Source organism: Flagellimonas sp. B-3, from assembly GCF_056857835.1.
In genome coordinates, this window is sequence record NZ_JBSXNW010000019.1 from 218,559 (window position 1) to 240,053 (window position 21,495).

The window sequence follows — 21,495 nt, forward strand, 5'->3', positions numbered from 1 at the left end:
ATTATCAAATTATGAGAAATAAGCATATCAAGAATCTGAGTATATGGATTGTTGCACTGGTGCTGACCATTCCGGTTCAGTTAAGTGCCCAAGAAAAGGAAGGTCCCATCAAAATATTGTTTGTTGGAAATAGCTTTACCTACTTTTGGAATATGCCCCAATTGGTGGACGCCATGGCCGAAACACAGGGGGTTGATATTTCTGCACATCAATCCACTGTGGGAGGCAGTAATTTGGAGCAGCACTGGAAAAGTGAAAAAGGAACGGTTACCCGCCAACTGCTTGAAGAGAAAGAATGGGACTATGTTGTGTTCGGAGACCATAGCCTTAGTACCATAGACACCCCGGAACGTTTTAAGGAATATGGAAGCAAGTTTGCTGAATTGGTCCGTTCCAAAGGAGCGGAGCCCATTTTCTATATGACCTGGGCCTATAAATCCAATCCATTGATGCAAGAGACCATTACCAAAGAGTACATGGATCTGGCCACATCGCTAAAGGCAAAAGTGTTGCCCGTGGGGCCGGTGTACATGAAGGCCAGAACTGCGAGGCCTGATTTGGAATTCTATTTTGATGACAAACACCCTTCTTCAGATGGTACATATTTGATTGCTTTGACCATTACCAAATTGCTTACGGACAAATCCATTCTTGAGGTCCCAGACCGTTTGATCACTAAGGATGCGAACGACGAAAAATTATATCTATCGTTTGTCTTGCCAACAACAGGTAACTTTTTGAGACAATTGGTAGATGAAATGAATTTTGAACCGTACAAGACCCAAAAATGAGTTTGGTAAAAAGAAATATTTTTTTGGTACTGGGGCCATTGGTCTTTTTGATACTGCAAACCTTTGACCCTCCTTCCGGTATGCCAGAGAGTGCTTTTAGCATGTTGGGAATTACACTCTGGATGGCCATATGGTGGGTGACCGAGGCTATCCCAATAGGGGTGACCGCACTTTTGCCCATTATTTTATTTCCATTGACGGGAGCTGTGGACTTATCGAGTACCACTGCTTCATACGGACACAAGTACATTTTTTTATACATGGGCGGCTTTATGTTGGCCATTGCCATAGAAAAATGGAATCTGCATAAACGGATTGCTTTGCAGGTTATTCGTATCATAGGGACCAATGTCTCCAAGATTATTCTGGGCTTTATGGTGGCAACAGCATTCTTGTCCATGTGGATTTCCAACACGGCCACTTCCGTAATGATGTTGCCCATAGCCATGTCCATTGTAACACAACTAAAGGACAACCCTGCTACCCGGGAAGACGAAAACTTGATTTTTGGGAAGGCACTTATGCTCGGAATAGCCTACAGTGCTTCCATTGGAGGGGTGGCCACCTTGATTGGAACACCTCCGAATTTGGTCTTCGCCGGTTATGTAGAAGAGGTCTATGGGATAGAGATTACTTTTTGGCAATGGGCCAAGTGGGGATTGCCCATAGCTATACCACTTTTGGTCATCGCTTGGATCTACCTGACCAAATTTGCCTTTACCTTTAAACAGAAAGAGTTTCCGGGTGGAAGGGAGGAAATCAATTCATTGATAAAGGAGCTGGGGCCCATGAAGAAGGAAGAAAAAATAGTCTTGGGCATCTTTGTCCTTACCGCTTTTGCATGGATAACCCGCTCTTTTGTGCTTCAACCCTTGTTGCCGGCCATCGATGATACCATAATAGCCATGTGCGCTGGCATTTTGCTGTTTACGATTAAAAGTGACAACAAAAAAGAGCCTTTGATCAATTGGGAAGACGCTGTAAAGCTTCCTTGGGGAATTATATTACTGTTTGGAGGGGGAATGGCCTTGGCCTCTGGTTTTGAAACGACTGGATTGGCAGAATGGCTGGGCAGTCAAATGAGTCTGTTGCAAGGATTGGCCCTTGTTGTATTGGTTGTAGTGATTGTTGCCTCCGTAAACTTTATCACCGAGGTGACCTCAAACTTGGCTACGACCGCCATGTTACTTCCTATTTTGGCGCCAATTGCCATAGGACTCGACATCAACCCTTACATATTGATGGTTGCTACCACAGTAGCTGCTTCCTGTGCTTTTATGCTTCCAGTGGCAACGCCGCCCAATGCGGTTGTTTTTGGGTCGGGATATTTAAAAATATCCGATATGGCCAAAAGTGGGATATGGATGAATATTGTTTCCATTGTGTTCCTGTCTCTTATGGTGTACTATCTGTTACCATTTATATGGGATTTTCATCCAAGGGAGTTCAGTGCATTTATTTCAGAAAAGATTACCAAATGACAAACTAAAAATTACTAAACATGAAAACTTATAAAAACCCAATATTGCACATAGCCTTTTTTATGGTGTTTTTATTTATTGGTTGTAACGATGACGAAGAAGGAACTATTTTAGATGATGGCTCCTTGAGAGTATTGACCACCAATATAACCGAAACAAATTTTGGAACCAGTGTCGAAAATGTTCCGGTGAACACCTCTGTCGATTTGATTTTTTCCCATAGTTTAAATACCGACGCTATGGTATCGGCCTTGGAATTTACTTCAGGCTCCGGAAACGTGGATTACGAAATTGAATTTTCAAACACCGACTCAAATGTTAGTTTGATTCCAAGTGAGTTGGACTATGAAACAAGTTATACGGTAACATTGCCAGAGGGAACGTATGGTGTTGAAGGAGAATCCTTGGACAACCCATTTACCATTAATTTCACTACTGCAGCTTTTGTGCCACCGACCTTGACCTTGTCTAGTGATGTTTCCGAATTACAGGAAGATGGTGAAACGGCTACGATCACGGCAACTTTGAATAAAGTCGCAAATGATGATGTGACCGCTACCATCATTTTTGATGGAAGTGCCACCAAAGACGTGGACTATACTGTTTCTGAGGAGGAAACAATCATTGTTCCTCAAGGCTCCCTATCCGTTTCTTTTGAGATTACCACGGTATTGGATGGCGAAAATGAAGGCAATGAGGTGATTGATATTTCATTGGGAGAAGTAACCAATGCCTCAAGTGGCTCAGAAGGCATAACCATGGCGATTATTGAACAATTACCTGCCTTATCATTAAAGGGGATTATGGCCCTTACATGGGATGGTTCCGGGACTAATGATGGTAAAGCCGTTCATCTTGTGGCCAATCAGGATATTGCTGACTTAAGCCTTTATGGTTTGGGAACAGCGAACAATGGAGGGGGAACAGATGGTAAAGAGTTTACCTTACCTGCGATTTCTGTTGCTGCAGGGGATGATATTCTGGTGGCAAGGGAAACAGCTTTGTTGTCCACATATCTTGGAGGATGTACCGATGAGTTTGAATATGTACTCCAAGCTGAATCCGCCATCAACCAAAATGGGGATGATGCCATTGAACTGTTCCAAGGAGATATCGTTATCGAAACCTATGGGGACGTTAATGTGGATGGTACGGGAGAAGCATGGGAATATTCTGGTTCTTGGGCCTATAAATTTGATGGTTTCTGGACCACGGGAGGACTTGATTGCTCCATCGGCTCCACAACTTCTGCTGATTCCAACTGTCCTTACCCTATTTGTAACGAAGCTCTTTCTTTAAAAGGAGTGTTGGCCCTATCGTGGGACGGCAGCGGAACCAACGGAGGAAAGGCCGTACACTTAAAGGTTAATAAAAACATCCCCGATTTGAGCATCTATAGTATCGGTGTTGCCAACAATGGAGGAGGTACCGACGGTATCGAATTTACATTGCCTGCTATTGCCGTTGAGGAGGGGGACGATATTCTTCTGGCTCGCGAGCAAGCAACAATAGCGGCCTATTTTGGTGGCTGCATAGATTCATTTGAACACATTATTGAGACGGAGTCCATGAACCAAAACGGTGATGATGCCATAGAACTGTTCAATGGGAATACCGTGGTTGAAACCTTTGGTGATGTTGATGTGGATGGAACAGGAGCAGCCTGGGAATATTCGGGATCTTGGGCCTATAAGGAGGGTACAACTTGGATGACAGGTGGTGTGGATTGCGCAGCTGGTTCCACCACAACACAAGAGTCGGCCTGTACCTATCCGGCATGTAATTAATTTATTAAAAGAATAAGATGAATAAAAATATAGTCAAGAACCTTCAACGTGTACTTATGGGCATGGTTGTGCTTTGGTTCACCGCTTGTAGTGAAGATGATGATGCTACGGCGGGCTCGTTAAACGTGATTTCCGTTAAATTGAACGACACGGTATTTACCGATGATATGCAGGGTGTTCCATTGAACAGTACTTTTGAGATTGTTTTTTCGTCCGTAGTGGAACCCGATGCATTTGAAAATGCGGTGTATATAAGTGCAGGGCAGGAGAATGTGACCTATATGGCGCAATACCTTAACCAATCCACTAAGGTGCTGATTGGTTTGGACGACATGGTACCCAATACGGCCTATACAATTAATATTGATTCTGGTCGAATTGGTGTCGAGGGAAAAATGCTCCAACAGTCGGTTTCCTATTCTTTTACAACAGAAAATGCGGAAACGAATGCAAAGACCCCATGCCTGTCGGCATCTGAAGATTGTATGCAACGATTGGAGTTTTTGGATGATTCCGAACAATCTTTATCCTTTGATGTTTATTCAAATTATGATTTTATCGAAGACACCGAGTTTGTATGGGACTTTATAGAGAAGGTTGTTGTGGTAGTCCACGGAGCTAATCGAGATGCAGATAATTATTACAATTATATGGTCAATTCGTTGCAAAGTATGAAGATGGAAAGGAACACGCTTATTATTGCACCATACTTTCAAGATAATGGTACAGCCCCTGCAAATGGACTGATATGGAACGATTCCAGATGGCGTGAAGGAGCAAACGCAGGAAACAATAACTCAGGAATAAGTTCCTTTACCGTATTGGATAGCTTGGTCAATCGTTTTTCAAACCAAGAGAAGTTTCCTAACCTAGAAACTGTTTTTATTGCTGGGCATTCATCCGGCGCCGCTTATACCCAACATTATGCCTTGGCCAATAAAGTTCAGGCCACAATAGAAACCATTGATTTTCAGTACGTAGTGGCAAACAATCAATATTTCTATTATCCTGATGGCCAGCGCTACAATGAGGATACTTCGAGCTTCTATGAACCTATGGATTGCGCGGGCTATGATTATTGGCCCTATGGATATGAGTTTGCAGTACCTTATTTGGATGGCGTTGATGCATCCACTTTGACCCAACAGCAGGTTTCCCGAAATACGGTTTACTTTTTGGGAAGTGATGATACATCAACAGAAGGAACTCTCAACACTACGGACTGTCAAGCAACTTTGTTGGGATCCAATCGATTTAATCGAGGTGAGAATATATTTCAATACATGGAAAGCTTTTATCCGAACGATCATAACCACAGAAAAATAATTGTGCCCAATGTGGCCCATGATGGCAACGGAATGTTCAATTCACCTGAGTTCAAGGACTATTTTTTGGAATTTGAATAAGGTTATTACAGTTTAAGAGAAACTCAAGAATAGTTGATTTTTGATTTAGTTAATTTGAGATGGCCCACAATGGGCCATCTTTTTGTATGACTAAATTTGAATCCTATACTTGAGAAATTAACCGCAAGAAATTTAGAGATGTTCATTTTAATGTTTAAAATGATTTTACAGCGGATATGATAATCAAAGATTTTAAAGGGGTAGGAAAATAGTTAACTCAGAATTGTTGTGTACACGAAATGTTATTATTTTTGCTACGGATTAAACACATGAAAAATGTGTTCAAAAGTTGTTTTTTGCTTTCCGTGTTCTGAACGGGAGTGCCCTTAAGATTAAGGTGTCAATACATTGATTTTCAAATATATATAAATCGGGTGTGGTTTCTGCCACCCCGACGAACCACTAAATAGGTGGTATCAAAGCACTGTCAACTGACTGATTGACAGTGCCTTTTGTTTTTTATGCATTCATCTGATTTCATTTAAAACCAAATAAAAGGTGTGCAATTCGGTGTACAGCGATTAATCCGGAATGTACTAACTTGAAAGGACTTTAGAGTACGATTTGACTTTCGTCTTTACAATTTATTGTTTAACCAAAGTCATGAAAAATGAAATCAAAACACACTTTCACCGTAATTTTCTTTACCAGAAATGGATCGCCCGGATACCGAGAACCTAATATTAGCCACTTTAATTATAATCTAGTTGACATATACAGTAACTTATAAGTGGTTTTACCATGCCCATTAAATTCCAGCATGGGTTAGGTGTTGTTTCAGTACTTATTAATTGGTCTTACCATTTTTCCAAACCTGTTCAACTTTTCTAAGGTTTGCAAGGTCATTTAAGGGGTTTGCATTGAGAAGGACAAAAGTTGCCTTACTTCCTTTTTTAATTTCTCCAATAGGTAAATCAAAAGCCTTGGCTGCATTTCCTGTAGCTGTTTTAAGTACTTCAAGGTTGGACAAGCCTGCCATTTTGTATAGCTCTAGTTCCAAAAAGTAATCTTCCCCAAAATTCATTTGACCTTCTTGTGCATCAGTACCTGCCACGATCAATATCCCAGCTTCATGCATTTTTTTTATTATTTCGGCACTTTCTTTTGCGTCCAATAGATTATTTGAAATCCATTCCCGCATAAACGGAGGAAGTCCATCCATCGGTTTTAAATTAATACCTGCAGTAGGTACAACAAAAGTACCGCTAGACGAAATTGTGGTGTAATAGCTGTCCGGGACTGGAATATCTTTTTTCATGCTCAGCATATGCACAAAACCATCGGGTTTAAATTTTGCAATGGTTTCCATTTCTTCAACTTCCCCGACATGCACCACAGCTTTGAATCCATTACTATGTGCGAGTCCTATAAGCTTCTTAATTTTATCATAGTCTAAAGTTGGGGCTGCTGGCTCATCCATCCATCCACCTAAAGTGTGAACTATTTTTATGTAATCAACCTTTTTGGAGATTCGATGATTTATCCAGTCCTCAACAGAAAGCGAATCATTAATTGTTTCCATATCTGGGCTGAATTGAGTAGGATGCCCACCTGGTACTGTGGCTGCATGACCAGCTCCATAAAGAGTGGAAAAACCGATTGAATCTTTTGTCATTGTTTTCCAGCCAAGTTCCCTTTCTTCCAATCCGGTATGCATATTCAAAAGAGTCAAAATACCTAAAGGGTAGCCTTCTTGTAAATCTTCCAAACTATTGGCATGTACATGGCATTGACTAGTCCAGGAATCATGAATTTACCTGACCCATCTATAGTTGAACCTGCATGTAATTTGTTTGCGGTTATTGCGGCTATTGTATCATCATTTATAGCCACATTCACAGTGCCTAGGTCTTCATGGCCATCAAATAAATTAACTTTTTCAATGACTAAATCATACTTGGGCGGTTCGTTACAGCCCATCAGAATTAAAGCGATTAGGCTGAAAATTAGCAATTTATTCATATCATAATTATTGGTTCTATGTGGCTCAACTTGTTTATTTGCCCAACTTTCTTTTGCATACAACACCAAATAGGTTGGCTATGCCCAAGTCTTCTGTTTTTAATGCAAAGCAAGGCATTTCTGTAATTCAATAAGTCTCTGGGGGATATGGTCTTAAATATAAGAATTTTACGGAAAATCGGTGCCACATAAAACTTAGTTCCAATACAGTGCTAAGTGGATAGGACGGTCAGGTTTATCATCTACGTCGTCGCCTCTGGTATAGCTCTGTTCGACATTTTTTTTTTTGAGCTCCGTTATGTACACTCTTTTTGATATGTTTTTAAAATCAACTTAATCAGTTAAAATATCTTATGCAGCAGGATTTGTTTTTAGTTGTTCTTTCTTTTTTTGATAGGATGGTTCCTCAGCCAAATTTTGGACTTCTTCCGCATCTTTGGCTGTATAGCATAACCCTTGTTGGGATTTTAACCGGCACAAATGCAAAAGAACCTTCCACCGGAATTAAAATAAAAGGACAAAAGCGGCTTAAATCCAATTTAAATCCTTTCCTTTATTGTGCATTGCGGATAATGGACAATCAGTACTCCAATCCTTAAATATCAAGACAGCTCTCTCCCTATTGATTCCTAGTTCAGAAGAGGCTATTTCTTAGGTTGTTTTTTGTTTGAATATTCATCTTTTTGATGCTTGCATGGCTAAAGTCCCTATATGCATTTCCAAGGATCAAACATATCCTTGGACAACAGGCCTATGTTTTAGATTGCCTGTAATTACATGAACCCTTAAAGCACAAAACATATGCTAAAAATTAAAATAGTTCCCGGTGAAAATATTGAAAGAGCCTTGAAAAGATATAGGAACAAGGTGCGGAACACCCAACAGTTAAAACATATTAGGGAAAACCAAAGGTTTACCAAAAAATCCAAAGAGAAAAGGGAAGAACTTGCAAAGGCCGTCTATAAGAATGAATATTTAAAAAGAAACGAGGAGTAATATTTATTATGGATAAAGATTTAAGCCTTGCCGTACTAATAGATGGCGATAACATTCCCTCCAAATATGTCAAAGAAATGCTGGAGGAAATTGCAAAATATGGAAACCCCAGCATAAAAAGAATCTACGGAGACTGGACCAAGCCAAGTTTGGTAAAATGGAAGGATGTCCTTCTTAAAAATGCGATAACACCTGTTCAACAATACGGATACACCACCGGCAAAAACGCTACGGACAGCGCGATGATCATAGATGCGATGGACATCTTGTATACCGGAAAGGTAAATGGTTTTGCCCTGGTGTCGAGCGACAGTGATTTTACGCGTTTGGCAATACGATTAAGAGAGGCCGGTATGACAGTTTTTGGAATTGGAGAACGAAAGACCCCAGATCCTTTTATAGTGTCCTGTGATAAGTTCATATACCTTGAAATATTACATAAAGCCCCAGTAGGCGATGCCAACGACACGGAAAAAAACAACAAGAGTAAAATAGATAAGATCACTCCCAAGGTGATAGACCTTATCCTAACTACCATTGCAGATGTGGAGGATGAGGAGGGGTGGGCCTTTTTAGGCGAAGTTGGCACACTCTTGCAAAAAAAGCAACCCAATTTTGATGCCAGGAACTACGGGTTCCGAAAACTGACCCCTTTGGTCAAATCCCTAGACCAAATTGAAATTGGCTCCAGAAAAAATCCAAAGGGCAATGGAAACTTGATTTACGTGAGGACGAAGTCCTAATGAGACAGATAAGCTATGAGACCACTTTCAATATCAAAACTGATAACAAACAGGGATACCCCATCGCTTACGCGATACCTAAACGACATAGCCCGTATCCCGATGATTACGGAAGACGAGGAGGTGGCTCTAGCTGTACGAATAAGACATGGGGACACTTGGGCCATGGAAAAATTGGTGTCCGCCAATTTGAGGTTTGTAGTATCCGTCGCCAAACAATACCAATCAAGAGGGCTTAACCTCCATGATCTTATCAACGAGGGCAATCTCGGATTGGTCAAAGCGGCCACAAAATTTGACGAGACCCGTGGCTTCAAATTTATTTCCTACGCGGTTTGGTGGATACGGCAAGGCATTATTCAGGCACTTTCCGAAAAATCGAGGATGGTTAGATTGCCCCTGAACAAAATAAATGTCATAAATAAAATAAAGAAAGCTTCTTCCCATTTTGAACAATTGCACCAAAGACCGCCCACCGCAGAGGAAGTATCGGAACTTATTGATTTCTCATTATCCGAGATCCAAGTTTGTATGCAGCATGCTTCATGGCCTATTTCAATGGACGAATCATTGCAAGTCGGGGATGGGGAGCTAAATCTGTACGACATTATTCCATCAAACCAGTTGGAAAGTCCTGAACATAACATGATCGGCCAATCGTTACATGCCGAAATAGATGGTATTTTGAACATGTTGGATTATCGGGAAGCTTTTGTGATCAAAATGTATTTTGGCGTTGGCAACAGCGAATCCATGGGAATTCAACAAATTGCTTTAGCGTTAAAACTGAGCGAGGAAAGAGTTCGACAAATAAAGGTAAAGGCTTTGTCGCGCTTAAGAAAATCTTCAAATATTGAGTTTTTAAAGGAATACATGGTGTGAACACCCTAACTCCATCAAGAGTCTTCAAAGACAAAATCTCCTTTTTAATTTTTGATTAGGAGGAATGGGGATTGGATTCCTTGGTACTGTCAGTATTTAGGTTAGTTTTTCTCAATCAGATAGGAAACAATGGTCTTGACACGGGTTCCTTTGGCACTTGTAAATTCGTAGAAATCGGAAAAACCGAATACACTTCCATCTTCCAATAACATTTCACCATTTATGGCGGCTTCCTTTCCGTGGGTGATTATGCTGTGAATTGTTAACTCGCGCACTTTATTTTGACGCATTTCCTGTAATGCTGTTCTAAAATGTTCTTTTCCATTTATGGTTTTATTGCCGACTAAGGTCCATGTGATATGGGTATCCAAAAACTCCATGGCCTTTTCGATATCGTTGGAGGCAAAATAGCAGCTAAGGCGTTTAACCAACTCTCTTTTTGGGGCATTTCCACAGTCGGGCTTTATATTCAATTTCACTTTTGATGGATTATTGCTGTTACCAGTAGTCAATTTTAAGCAATTGTATTGTAATGGTCATGGAAATTAGATGTTCCATTGGGGGTATCAGTGCCCTTTACAGGGATTTCATCGGGTAAGATTTGTATATCCTCTTGATATTTTTTTACCAACTTAATAATCGGAGCAGTGTCCATTGTACTTCCTGCTGTGGCTACCCGAAGTATATTGTCACAATCTTCCAAATCAAAATTAATTTCACAAGAAGGAAATTCCTTTTGGAGTTTGCCCAAAAGGAATTCCGCTTTTTCAATAGTGGTTACCGAGGTACAAAACACCTCTACAATTGTTGTTTGTTGTCCATTGAAACTGTTGCCCATATTGCGGTTTATAAAATTGATGGGGTTACTAGCTTTGTGGATTATAGTTTACCATCCAGTGAATACCGAACTTGTCAACAAAACTCCCGAAATAATCGCCCCAAAATTGATTGGCCATTGGCATTTCAATTTCTCCTCCTTTTGATAGACCATTGAACAAACGGTCTGCCTCTTCCTTGCTCTCCGGATGAATGGAAATGTAGGAGTTATTGCCTTTTTTTAGGGAATGTCCCATGGAGGGAACAATGTCCGATGCCATTAAAATAGTATCGTTTGATAGCGGCAATGAGATATGCATGGTGCGATTTTTCTCTTCTTCAGATAGTTTCTCGGCATCAGGGGCATCTCCCATTTTCATATTTGCTATAAAATCCCCGCCAAATACCCCTTTGTAAAAGTTGAATGCTTCTTCTGCTTTTCCGTCAAAATTTAAATACGTGTTTACTTTCATTGTTTTTGATCTTTAGTAACCCGTTGTCCATTATGATTGAAATTCGTCAGTTTGAGTGATTTTTCTTCCGAAAAATCGTATCGAAAACCAGAATTTCAAGTCAAAACCCGATTCTCGATACAAAATTCCTTTTGAATTTCACTCGAATTGACGGCTTTTGGCATATGAAACCTTCAAAATGTACAACAGGTTTATAGTATTAATGTTTATGTGTGATTTTATGATTGTTTTTCCGCCAACGCTTTTATTTTTTCCAAGGCTTTGGGCCAAGTATCCAAAAAGAAGTTTTTGTATCCCTCAACAACATCCATTTCTATATGTAATAGAGTTTTGTCATTAATATGTTCGAGGATGTAATCTTCCATGGCCCCTGCCCACTGTTTTGCTTCTGTGCTCTTATAATCTTCTACTCCGTTCGTAATAATTCCCAAATGCTCTATGGACATGTATTTATCAGGAACATTTTGTCTTATACTACTTACCATTCCTCTTCCATCTTGAGTTAAAAAATAAGCCCTGCTTCCTTCTTTCCAGTCTGTTTTGGCATAAGACCCTTCGGAGAAAACTGCTGTCCATTCACAATAGGTGTCATCATTCCATAGTATTCGCCACACCTTATCGGTCGGGGCGTTGATTGTTATTTTAAACTTTTGTTGTATCATTTTTTACAATTTACCCGGGCATTTTTTCCATGTCCATATACAACATGCTCCATCGGTGCCCGTCCAAATCTTCAAAACCAAAAGCGTACATCCAACCATCGGATTCACCAGGTTCGGCAAAGATTTTGCCGCCGGCTTTTTGTACTGTTTTGGCCATTGCATCCACTTCCGATCTGCTCTGGGCATCAATATTGATCAATACTTCCGTTCCTTTTTGGGTATCACTGATTTCATTCTGTGCAAACCCTTTAAAAGTGTTCTCGGGAAACAACATCATTACAAAATTGTTCTCTCCTATATAGAAACTTCCCAAATGCTCGGCATTTTTATGCATTGGGTTTTCTTTGAATCCGATAGCGTTAAAAAATTCCTTCGATTTTTTAATGTCCTTTACAGGTAGGTTCAACCAAATAGTTTTCATGTTTTTTAGTTTAAGTTATGTTCTCCGCCTGCTTGATGCAGGGATTATTTGTTCAAATTGCAGAAGAGGTTGAATAAGTGCCCATCCAAATCGGCGAAGACACCAACGTAATAACCGTTATCGTCGTAAAAACTTTTTCTGTCCTTCCTAGGGTCAAAACGAATGGTTCCCCCTATCTTTTTTACTTTTTCTATGCATTCGTGGATTTCTTCCTTGCTTTCCGCGGAGAGGGTGAATATAATCTCATTGCCTTGGCTTAAATCGGCCACCTCCCCTTCGAGACTTGTTTTTAGCTTTTCTTTTTTAAAAAAGTGAATAACAAACTCATCGTCACCGAACAAGAAGCTTACCAAATCTTTTGAGGGAGTTCCGTTTTGCTTAAACCCCAGTGCCAGATAAAACTTTTGTGTTCTTTCAATATTTTCTACGCCTAGGTTTGCCCAGATTTGTTTAGGTGTCATTTTTTATGTTTTTAATGATTTGTTGTAGTTGATGGTTATGGCGCTGTGTATGTACTGTATTAAAACCAATCCACTCGAGGCGGGTGAATGGCCCATATTCTGAGATTTCAAAATCCAGACAGATTTTTGACAGGTCCATATTCTTGGAGTTCGTATTGACCCATTGAATTTTCTCTTCCAAACTGATAAGAAGACATTTTTTGTCAATGGGGTCATTTGTTGGAACAATCGCTTTGGGCGAATCCATTTTGATGTCAAAATTTAAAAACAACGCACGTATTTCAGCCAGTTTTTGGTCTGGGGGGCGTTGGGTATCTTCAACTTCTCCCAGCAAAATTTTGGATACTTCGTATGATTTCTCCAAATGATCACCGACCTGCCCGGCGGTCCAACTATTTTTGGTGGGCTTTATATTGAGTTGCTCATTGGTCAACGAAGAGAGCAGCTCAATAAGCGTTGAGGTCGCGATATCATACGCTTTTAAAATGTTCCTATCCATATTATTTTGCTTTGTATGTAAGCAGCACATTGCCACATTTAAAAGGTTTGGCGCTTACCAATTTAAGTTGTTGCTGTTTCCCGGTTTTGAACAAAGGTGTTCCTTTGCCCAGCACCACAGGGTTTACAATAATTCGGTATTCATCTATCAAGTTGTGCTCTATAAATGAAGAGGCCATATTGGCCCCAGCGAACAACACCATATTCTTCCCCGGTTTTTCTTTTTCTTGTTGTATTTCTTCTGCGACGTTTCCGCGAGCTATTCTGGCATTCATTTTTGCCTTTTGTAGGGTTGTGGAGAATACAATTTTGGATGTTTGGTTCATTATATCTGCAAATTCACCTTTTTGATCGGGCCAATAATCAAGCATCAACTCATACGATTTTCTACCATAGATAAAAGTGTCGATGGTTTGCAAAAAATCCATCATATAAGCTTGCATTTCATCATCCCAAACGTGCCAATTTATATCATTGTCCACCCCTTCAATATAACCGTCGATGGACACTAGCATAGATAAAATAACCTGTCTCATAACACTTGTTTTCTGTTTAACAATCAAGGTGTTACCAAAGGTATGTGTACTAATTTGTACTTTGGGGGTATATTTACGTCAATAAAACGGGTTGATTGCGACAGCAACTTAATATACCTTTGAATTAAAGTTAATCAATTGATTTTCAGCAAATGAAGCATATATCGATACTTGTTCCAGAAGGCGATTCGAGCCTGAGCAATTTGGAGGCAACTTTTAAAATGTTCAATATGACCAATAGTGCCCTGCAAAGAGCGGGCAAAGCCCCAATGTTTGCCACTCACCTTGTGGGCGCTCAAAAAACAGCGAGGTCAAGCAACGGGATGTTCAATATTATACCAAATACCGCTATTGAAGATATAAAGAAAACCGACTTGATCATTATTCCTGCAATTCATGGTGATTACAAGGAGGTAGTTTCTAAAAACAGAGCACTTATTCCTTGGATCAAAGAGCAATATAGCAATGGTGCCGAAGTGGCGAGTCTGTGCATTGGTGCATTTATATTGGCAGGTACGGGTTTACTCGATGGAAAAGAGTGTGCCACGCATTGGCTGGCAGCAAGTGAGTTTAGGGAGATGTACCCCAAAGTAAATCTGGTGGATGATAAAATCATCACCGATGAGAACGGTTTGTACACTAGCGGGGGAGCCTATTCATCTTTAAACCTAAACCTTTATTTAGTGGAAAAGTTTGCTGGTCGCGATATGGCGGTGCTATCTTCAAAAGTTTTTGAAATAGACATAAGCCGTGTCAGCCAATCGCCTTTTATCATCTTCAAAGGACAAAAATCCCATAACGATAAAGAGGTTTTAAAGGCTCAGGAATTTATCGAGCAAAATTATCAAGATAAAATAACCGTTGATGAGCTATCCGAAAAAATTGCGGTAAGCCGAAGAACCTTCGAAAGGCGTTTTAAAAAGGCTACCTCAAACACGGTTATCGAATACCTGAAGCGCGTTAAAGTGGAAGCTGCCAAGAAAGAACTGGAAAAAGGGAGAAAAACGGTCAATGAAGTAATGTATGAGGTGGGATACAACGACCCCAAAGCGTTTAGGGATACTTTTAAGAAGATTACGAATATGACCCCCTCGAAATATTTAAATAAGTACAGTAGGGCAGTTGCAATTTGATAAAAGGTATATTGAATATCCATTACCTGAAATAATTTCCTTTTACACGTCATTCCGAATTTATTTCGGAATCTCATTACACTAGTAATCAAAAGCCTGATGAGAACCTGAAACAAGTTCAGGTTGACGAAAGTTCTGTATATGATAAAATCCGGACAATCAAAAACACATTAAGAAGAATCCTTTCTTTTCCACAAGAATAAACAGACGAACCGTTCAACTTTTTATTAAGGGCAATAATTCCATCTATATTCAATTTCAGATTGGCTAGGTATTTAGTAGATTTGGGAAGAAACCAACTATTCTACTAACTCATGACCTTAAAGCAAAGCTTTTTTTATTTTCTTTTTACTTTTTTAGTAACCTGTGCAACCTTGGCCCAGGATTTTGAAGCATTACAATACCGAACCATAGGACCCGCAAGGGGAGGAAGGGTAACCACCGTTACCGGAACAGCCATGCTCCCGGGGACTTTTTATTTTGGGGCATCCGGTGCAGGTGTCTGGAAAACAGATGACTATGGGACCACTTGGAACAATGTTTCCGATAGCTTCTTTAAAACACCCTCCATAGGCGCTATCGAAATCGCAGCCAATGACCCCAATATCGTTTATGTGGGAACAGGTTCCGATGGAATCCGTAGCAATATCATTTCAGGGAAAGGGGTGTACAAATCCATTGATGCGGGAAAAACGTGGGAACATATCGGATTGGAAAATGTAGGTCAAATCGGTGCTGTGGAAATCGACCCTACAAATAGCAACATTGTTTGGGTTGCCGCCATTGGAAATGCATTTAAACCCAACAAGGAACGCGGAATTTTTAAGACGACCGATGGAGGAAAAACATGGGAAAAGATCCTGTACGTTTCCGATGAAACAGGGTTTGCCGACTTGGAACTGCTCCCCGGTAACCCAAATATTGTATATGCTGCCGCTTGGAAGGCACGCCGTACACCTTGGACCATCGATTCTGGCGGTGAGAACAGCGAAGGAGGCATCTACAAATCCATTAATGGGGGAAAAGATTGGGAAAAACTGGAAGAGGGGCTGCCAAAAGGGTTGATTGGTAAAATTGATTTAGCGGTTTCGCCAACGGATTCAAAAATACTTTATGCCGTTATCGAAGCACCGGGTGAAGATAGGGGATTGTATAAATCCGTAGATCAAGGAAAATCCTTTACACACGTTTCCGATGATGTGAGATTGGTGAACAGACCATTTTACTACACTAATATTGAACTGGACCCGACCAACCCCGATATCGTGTATTCCAATGCCAACCCATTGATAAAATCCATGGACGGGGGAAAAACATGGAAACGCATGAGTGTGCCCCACGGTGATAATCATGATATTTGGCTCAATCCGGACAACCCCGATTTATTGATCCAGTGTAACGATGGAGGAGCCAACGTTTCACATAACGGAGGTGAAACATGGTCTACACAGTACAATCAGCCTACGGCAGAAATCTACCAAGTTGCTGTGGATGACCAGTATCCGTATTGGGTGTACGGAGCCCAGCAAGACAATACCACCTTGGCCATCCCAAGCAGGGCGCCCAAAGCTACGACCACGCCCAACGAAAGCATTATGATGAATGTGGGCGGTTGTGAAACCGGCCCCGTAATCCCCATGCCGGGCAACCATTACATTGTTTATAACAACTGTAAGGGGCGCTTTAGCGTGTACAGCAAAAAAACGGGACAAAGCCGCGAATATTCCATTGGTGCATCCAATATTTACGGACACAATCCTAAAGACTTAAAATATAGGTTCCAGCGCGTAGCACCCATCCATGTATCCCCTTTTGATCCAGAAGTGGTGTACATGGGCTCTCAATTTTTGCACAAAACCAGTAATGGTGGCAAAAATTGGGAAATTATCTCCCCAGACCTTACTGCCAACGAACCGGACAAACAGGTAATCTCCGGAAAACCTATCACTCGCGATATTACCGGAGAAGAATATTACAGTACTTTGTATTCCATCAGGGAGTCAAAAATAAGCAAGGGCGTAATATGGACGGGCTCCAATGATGGGATTATTTCCATTACCAAGGATGGTGGGGAAACCTGGAAAAATGTCACGCCTAAAAAATTGCCAAAAGGCGGTAGGGTAGAATCCGTGGAACCATCACAGTTCAACCCGGCCAAAGCGTATATTGCGGTGGATCGTCATTTAATGGGCGATACCACACCTTACCTCTATAAAACAGAAGACTACGGTGAGAGCTGGGAGTTGATCAGTACCGAATCCAACGGAATACCATCCGATTATACCACAAGGGTGCTAAGAGAAGACCCTGTTCGCGAAGGACTGTTGTATGCCGGGACCGAGTTTGGAATGTTCGTATCGTTTGATGACGGCGGAACTTGGAAGAAATTCCAGCAAAACCTACCTGTAACCCCGATTACGGATATTACGCTTTTCCGTGGAGATTTAATTTTGAGTACCATGGGACGTGGTTTCTGGATTTTGGACAAGGTTACTACCCTTCAAGATGAGAATATTACCCAACTTGATGACACTCCTGTATTGTTCAAGCCTGATAATACCTACAGATACCAAACACCTTGGGGCGGGGGAGATTTTCCTGAATATCCATCAACCAGTCTGATTATTGATTACTACCTGCCCTCTGATATCAAGGAAGGCGTAAGTCTTCAGATTATGGATGCACAAGGTAAAGAGGTGGCAACCATTGTCAGTGATTCCACTAAATTGAAATCCACCACAGAAAAAGTGGAGGATATGAGCCTTAGCATGACCTTTGTTTACATGGATGAAAAACTGGAGACCAAAAAGGGCATCAACCGTTTTGAATGGAACCTGCAGCAAAAAGGAGCTTGGGCAAAAAACAAGAAAAGGCGCTACAAAAACGGGCCAATGGTATTGCCAGGAAAGTATACCGCTAAATTAACAATTGGCAATCAGTCTTTCGAGAAACCTTTTGAAATCCTTATGGATCCTAGACTGGAAGAAGAAGGAGTTTCCTTGTCAGATATGAAAGAGCAGCAAGAGCTTCAGTTTAAGGTAATCAATTTACTATCGGAAGCTAGACAACTTCAGGATAAGGTTGAGGAAAAAATCAAGGAACTTGAAAAAAATAAAGTGGGTGAAGCAGCATTGAAGCCATACAAGGATGCATTAAAACAACTCAAAAATGATGAGGGAGCCTATCCAGAAGTGGTAATGGTAGCCCAAATTTCATATCTGTACTATATTTTAAGCAGTGCCGATAAAGCGCCAGGGCAAGAAGAAAAAGACAGCTATCAAGAGCTGTTGGCCCAATTCAACGAGCTCAAACAAAAAGTTGACCTGTAATATAAAGAACTGTCAAAAAAATCAGTACAATGTCAATTCGAGCGCAGTCGAGAATTTAATGATTGCTGTTAATCAATAGGTTTCGACTGCGCTCAACCTGACATAATTTGAGCTTACATCTACAATCAATGCAGTTCCTCACAATGAAAACCATTGCTGTGCAGTAGTGAGGCAATGGATAGAGCCGGTACCCCTTGGGTCTCGACCCGGAGAATGTTGTCACAATCCTCCAGGTCAAAGTTCCAACACCCATCCTTGTTCACCAATTGGTTCAACAGGGGACGTAACTGTCTTACTTGCGATTCGCCCCAAACGGACGTTTTGAATACCAAAATAGTCTTCATCCCAATTAAGGTTTATCTTTCGTAGAAAAATGGAGGCTCAATATCCAAGGCCCTCAAATAAACATACCCCTGTCCACGGTGGTGGATCTCATTGTCAATAAAATAAAAAATGGAAGATTGTACGGTACCTTCATACTGCCCAAAGAGTTTTACATGCTCTTGAAAACGCTCCAAGTCAATCTGGCTCCAGAGCTTAATGATTTCTTCCGTGTCTTGGTCCCATTTTTCCAAAAACTGGGCCTTTGTGCTGCCATAGTCCTTGTTTTCATCAAAATCACCGATTTTGCTCGAAACAATTTCGGTAAGTCCGGGAACGGCAATGGCAAAAAGTTCCTTTACCATCTCGGAAAAAGGACGCATTCCGCCAATACTGTAATTAAAAAACTCTTTTTCCGGAAAGGCTTCGATTACCCTTCGGGTAAGTGCTCTATGGCCTTGGTAATGTTCCAACAATTGTGTTGAGGTAATAACTTGTGCTTCAGTTTGCTTTTTAATGGTGTTTTCCATGATGCTTTGTTTTTTAAAGGTTTATTGTTTCTGACACCAAAAGTAGGAGGGGGGTGTGACAGCCCTTTGTCAGTAGAAAAAAATGGGTAGAAAAAAAAGTTCATGACAAGCAGTTGTCACTCTACGTGCCTAGTTTTGAAAAAGTGGCAAGATGTCAGGTCGAGCGCAGTCGAGACCCTTAAAAGTAGAGCAAATTGCCTCTCGACTGCGCTCGAGAAGACAAATGATTATGAAAATCACAAGAGCCTAATTAATTTATAAACGAATCAAGATGAGCAAGAAAAGATCTCCCGTCCTTGGATTGAAATCCTATCTTTGGGAGATAGCTCACACAATTATGGGAATGGATACCGCAAAACGTTTTGATAGGATAGTTGCCATTTTAATACAGTTGCAATCCAAGCGGATTGTAAAAGCCCAAGAACTGGCTGACCGATTTGATGTGAGCCTACGTACCATTTACAGGGACATTAGGACTTTGGAGGCTTCTGGTGTGCCCATTGTGAGCGAAGCAGGAGTTGGCTATACCATTATGGAAGGGTACCGTTTGCCCCCGGTAATGTTTACCCGCGAAGAAGCCGGAAGTTTTGTGGCCGCAGAAAAACTGATGCAAAAATTTACCGATAAGTCCCTTGGCGCGTATTATGAATCCGCCATGTATAAATTGAAGTCAGTGCTAAGGGGAAAGGAAAAAGATTGGGTGGAAACCTTGGAGTCCCAAGTGTCCATAGTACCGGGACAAGTTCTGTTTAACGAAAAGGTGCCCAATGCCCTTGAAATTTTGTTCGAGAGCATTGCCGAACGGAAGCAGGTTTTTTTAAGATACGAATCATTGCGGGAAGAAACCCCATCCGAACGTAGGATAGAGCCCGTTGGGCTTTTTCATGAAAATGGATTTTGGTATATATTGGGCTATTGTCATTTGAGGACAGATTACAGGCATTTCCGAACGGATAGAATTCACCGAATAGCTCGAACATCATTGGATTTTATGTTGGAACACGGTACTATTGATGAGCACCGAAAGAAAAGAGAGGAAGTCAACAAAACAAAAGTGAAAATATTGGTCGATAAATCTATTGCCAAGTATATTCGCAATCAAAGCAAATACTATGGCCTTATTTCAGAGGAAGTCAAAGGAAAAGAAGTGGAAATGACCTTTATGACAACCGATTTGGAAAATGGCTTTGCCAGATGGTACTTGATGTTTGGAGATTATGCCAAGATCGTTGAACCCAAAGCATTAAAAGAAAGAGTGGCCGATATCTTGAAAAAGAGCCAGAGTATGCTAACGAACTAATTGTTTTGCTCAAATAGTTAGCAAGATTCGGGTTTTATCGCCCTCATGTACCGTGTACTTTTGTTTCAAATAAGCTAAACCATGAGTACGCAAGCAGAATTCAATTACAATAGAGTGGCAAAGGCCATTGAATTTATACGAAGTAATTTTCAGGAGCAGCCTTCTTTGAACGAGATTGCAGCATCCATTCATTTAAGCCCTTATCATTTTCAACGCTTGTTCACGGAATGGGCAGGAGTGAGTCCCAAAAAGTTTATGCAGTACATCAGCGTTGAGTATGCAAAAAAACTATTAAAAGAAAGACAGGTTACATTACTGGAAGCCGCTATGGAAACTGGTTTTTCGGGCACCGGAAGGCTTCATGACCTTTTTGTAAGCATTGAGGGGATGACACCGGGAGAATACAAAAATGGGGGAGAAAGCTTGGAAATCAATTATAGTTTTGCAGAAAGCCCTTTTGGTAAACTGATTGTTGCCTCTACCTCAAAAGGTATCTGCCACATGTCTTTTATCGATGATGGGCAAAAAGCATTTGATGACCTAAAGTTGCGTTTTCCCAATGCCACATATCGCCAGTTTTTGGATAAGCACCAACAGGATGGGTTGTCCATTTTCCAAAACGATTGGAGCAAACAAGAACAGATTAAGTTGCACTTGAACGGTACGCCATTTCAATTAAAGGTCTGGGAAACCCTGCTCAAGATTCCAAGTGGTAGTTTATCTGTATATGGATCCATTGCCCAAAAAATCGAAAGACCCAAAGCTTCCAGAGCGGTAGGGTCAGCAATAGGTAAAAACCCCGTCGCCTTTTTGATTCCATGTCACAGGGTCATCCAATCATCCGGCAAAATAGGGGGGTATATGTGGGGCAACACAAGAAAAAGTGCCATTATTAGGATGGGAAGCTGCCCAAATGGCCTCAACCGAATAAAAAAATGCAAACATCAATCAATAATCGAACAATCAA

General features: G+C 40.9%; 22 protein-coding genes and 1 pseudogene. 11 read left to right on the plus strand and 12 right to left on the minus strand.

Features of this window, described 5'->3' with window-relative positions; translation table 11 throughout:
• The first annotated feature begins 11 nt into the window (after nucleotides 1-11).
• From AC13CS_RS08335 to AC13CS_RS08350, 4 genes are read left to right on the plus strand one after another with little or no spacing between them, the layout of a single operon-like run.
• Entirely contained in the window at nucleotides 12-791 is a 780-nt protein-coding gene (locus AC13CS_RS08335; protein WP_293164421.1) for an SGNH/GDSL hydrolase family protein, read from the plus strand.
• A complete protein-coding gene (locus tag AC13CS_RS08340) occupies nucleotides 788-2,272 on the plus strand; it encodes a DASS family sodium-coupled anion symporter (RefSeq protein ID WP_293164418.1) in 1,485 nt (494 codons plus the stop codon). Before AC13CS_RS08335 ends, AC13CS_RS08340 begins: the two co-directional genes overlap by 4 nt.
• A 20-nt stretch (nucleotides 2,273-2,292) precedes the next feature.
• A complete protein-coding gene (locus AC13CS_RS08345; RefSeq protein WP_293164415.1) occupies nucleotides 2,293-4,059 on the plus strand; it encodes an Ig-like domain-containing domain in 1,767 nt (588 codons plus the stop codon).
• 17 nt (nucleotides 4,060-4,076) lie between these two features.
• Nucleotides 4,077-5,465, plus strand: a complete 1,389-nt coding sequence (locus AC13CS_RS08350; protein WP_293164412.1) for an Ig-like domain-containing domain — start codon at nucleotides 4,077-4,079, stop codon at nucleotides 5,463-5,465.
• 787 nt (nucleotides 5,466-6,252) lie between these two features.
• Here AC13CS_RS08350 and AC13CS_RS08355 read toward each other — a convergent pair.
• Nucleotides 6,253-7,173 carry an amidohydrolase family protein gene (locus AC13CS_RS08355; RefSeq protein WP_293164409.1) on the minus strand — a complete coding sequence of 307 codons (921 nt, stop codon included), beginning with the start codon at nucleotides 7,171-7,173 and terminating at the stop codon, nucleotides 6,253-6,255.
• On the minus strand, nucleotides 7,143-7,490 hold the full coding sequence (locus AC13CS_RS08360) for a hypothetical protein (RefSeq protein ID WP_482888722.1): 348 nt from the start codon (nucleotides 7,488-7,490) through the stop codon (nucleotides 7,143-7,145). Before AC13CS_RS08360 ends, AC13CS_RS08355 begins: the two co-directional genes overlap by 31 nt.
• Nucleotides 7,491-8,228: 738 nt before the next feature.
• On the opposite strand from AC13CS_RS08360, the gene AC13CS_RS08365 reads away from it, so the two are divergent.
• Genes AC13CS_RS08365 through AC13CS_RS08375 form a run of 3 tightly spaced genes read left to right on the plus strand, consistent with a single transcriptional unit; the run spans nucleotide 8,229 to nucleotide 10,048 of the window.
• Nucleotides 8,229-8,423 carry a small ribosomal subunit protein bS21 gene (locus tag AC13CS_RS08365; protein WP_014031530.1) on the plus strand — a complete coding sequence of 65 codons (195 nt, stop codon included), beginning with the start codon at nucleotides 8,229-8,231 and terminating at the stop codon, nucleotides 8,421-8,423.
• A gap of 8 nt (nucleotides 8,424-8,431) precedes the next feature.
• The gene (locus AC13CS_RS08370) at nucleotides 8,432-9,166 is read left to right on the plus strand and encodes an NYN domain-containing protein (RefSeq protein ID WP_293164401.1); all 735 of its coding nucleotides are present in this window, start codon (nucleotides 8,432-8,434) and stop codon (nucleotides 9,164-9,166) included.
• A 15-nt stretch (nucleotides 9,167-9,181) separates the two neighbouring features.
• Nucleotides 9,182-10,048 carry a sigma-70 family RNA polymerase sigma factor gene (locus AC13CS_RS08375; protein ID WP_293164398.1) on the plus strand — a complete coding sequence of 289 codons (867 nt, stop codon included), beginning with the start codon at nucleotides 9,182-9,184 and terminating at the stop codon, nucleotides 10,046-10,048.
• A gap of 101 nt (nucleotides 10,049-10,149) precedes the next feature.
• Here the strand turns inward: AC13CS_RS08375 and AC13CS_RS08380 are convergent, their stop codons facing one another.
• From AC13CS_RS08380 to AC13CS_RS08415, 8 genes are all read right to left on the minus strand, one after another.
• On the minus strand, nucleotides 10,150-10,527 hold the full coding sequence (locus AC13CS_RS08380) for a nuclear transport factor 2 family protein (RefSeq protein WP_293164395.1): 378 nt from the start codon (nucleotides 10,525-10,527) through the stop codon (nucleotides 10,150-10,152).
• Nucleotides 10,528-10,562: 35 nt separating this feature from the next.
• Nucleotides 10,563-10,886 carry a hypothetical protein gene (locus AC13CS_RS08385; RefSeq protein WP_293164392.1) on the minus strand — a complete coding sequence of 108 codons (324 nt, stop codon included), beginning with the start codon at nucleotides 10,884-10,886 and terminating at the stop codon, nucleotides 10,563-10,565.
• A 28-nt stretch (nucleotides 10,887-10,914) separates the two neighbouring features.
• A complete protein-coding gene (locus AC13CS_RS08390; RefSeq protein WP_293164389.1) occupies nucleotides 10,915-11,337 on the minus strand; it encodes a VOC family protein in 423 nt (140 codons plus the stop codon).
• Between the two features lie 218 nt (nucleotides 11,338-11,555).
• Nucleotides 11,556-11,999, minus strand: a complete 444-nt coding sequence (locus tag AC13CS_RS08395; protein WP_293164386.1) for an SRPBCC family protein — start codon at nucleotides 11,997-11,999, stop codon at nucleotides 11,556-11,558.
• A gap of 10 nt (nucleotides 12,000-12,009) precedes the next feature.
• Nucleotides 12,010-12,420, minus strand: a complete 411-nt coding sequence (locus AC13CS_RS08400) for a VOC family protein (RefSeq protein WP_293164383.1) — start codon at nucleotides 12,418-12,420, stop codon at nucleotides 12,010-12,012.
• 44 nt (nucleotides 12,421-12,464) lie between these two features.
• Complete coding sequence (locus AC13CS_RS08405; RefSeq protein ID WP_293164380.1) at nucleotides 12,465-12,881, minus strand: VOC family protein; 417 nt, start codon at nucleotides 12,879-12,881, stop codon at nucleotides 12,465-12,467.
• The gene (locus AC13CS_RS08410) at nucleotides 12,871-13,380 is read right to left on the minus strand and encodes a DinB family protein (RefSeq protein ID WP_293164377.1); all 510 of its coding nucleotides are present in this window, start codon (nucleotides 13,378-13,380) and stop codon (nucleotides 12,871-12,873) included. The genes AC13CS_RS08405 and AC13CS_RS08410 overlap by 11 nt, the downstream gene beginning before the upstream one ends.
• Before the next feature lies 1 nt (nucleotide 13,381).
• Complete coding sequence (locus tag AC13CS_RS08415; protein ID WP_293164374.1) at nucleotides 13,382-13,915, minus strand: dihydrofolate reductase family protein; 534 nt, start codon at nucleotides 13,913-13,915, stop codon at nucleotides 13,382-13,384.
• Nucleotides 13,916-14,067: 152 nt separating this feature from the next.
• Between AC13CS_RS08415 and AC13CS_RS08420 the strand changes: the two genes are divergently transcribed.
• Complete coding sequence (locus tag AC13CS_RS08420) at nucleotides 14,068-15,048, plus strand: helix-turn-helix domain-containing protein (protein WP_293164371.1); 981 nt, start codon at nucleotides 14,068-14,070, stop codon at nucleotides 15,046-15,048.
• 314 nt (nucleotides 15,049-15,362) lie between these two features.
• The gene (locus AC13CS_RS08425; RefSeq protein ID WP_293164368.1) at nucleotides 15,363-18,377 is read left to right on the plus strand and encodes a VPS10 domain-containing protein; all 3,015 of its coding nucleotides are present in this window, start codon (nucleotides 15,363-15,365) and stop codon (nucleotides 18,375-18,377) included.
• Between the two features lie 125 nt (nucleotides 18,378-18,502).
• On the opposite strand, the gene AC13CS_RS08430 is transcribed toward AC13CS_RS08425, so the two are convergent.
• The gene (locus AC13CS_RS08430) at nucleotides 18,503-18,721 is read right to left on the minus strand and encodes a hypothetical protein (RefSeq protein WP_293164366.1); all 219 of its coding nucleotides are present in this window, start codon (nucleotides 18,719-18,721) and stop codon (nucleotides 18,503-18,505) included.
• Nucleotides 18,722-18,733: 12 nt separating this feature from the next.
• Nucleotides 18,734-19,228, minus strand: a complete 495-nt coding sequence (locus AC13CS_RS08435) for a DinB family protein (protein WP_293164364.1) — start codon at nucleotides 19,226-19,228, stop codon at nucleotides 18,734-18,736.
• Nucleotides 19,229-19,565: 337 nt separating this feature from the next.
• Here AC13CS_RS08435 and AC13CS_RS08440 point away from each other — a divergent pair, with 337 nt between their 5' ends.
• Both AC13CS_RS08440 and AC13CS_RS08445 read left to right on the plus strand, forming a co-directional pair.
• The gene (locus tag AC13CS_RS08440; RefSeq protein ID WP_203532418.1) at nucleotides 19,566-20,528 is read left to right on the plus strand and encodes a helix-turn-helix transcriptional regulator; all 963 of its coding nucleotides are present in this window, start codon (nucleotides 19,566-19,568) and stop codon (nucleotides 20,526-20,528) included.
• Nucleotides 20,529-20,609: 81 nt separating this feature from the next.
• A pseudogene (locus tag AC13CS_RS08445) lies at nucleotides 20,610-21,459 on the plus strand (bifunctional helix-turn-helix domain-containing protein/methylated-DNA--[protein]-cysteine S-methyltransferase).
• Nucleotides 21,460-21,495 lie beyond the last annotated feature (36 nt).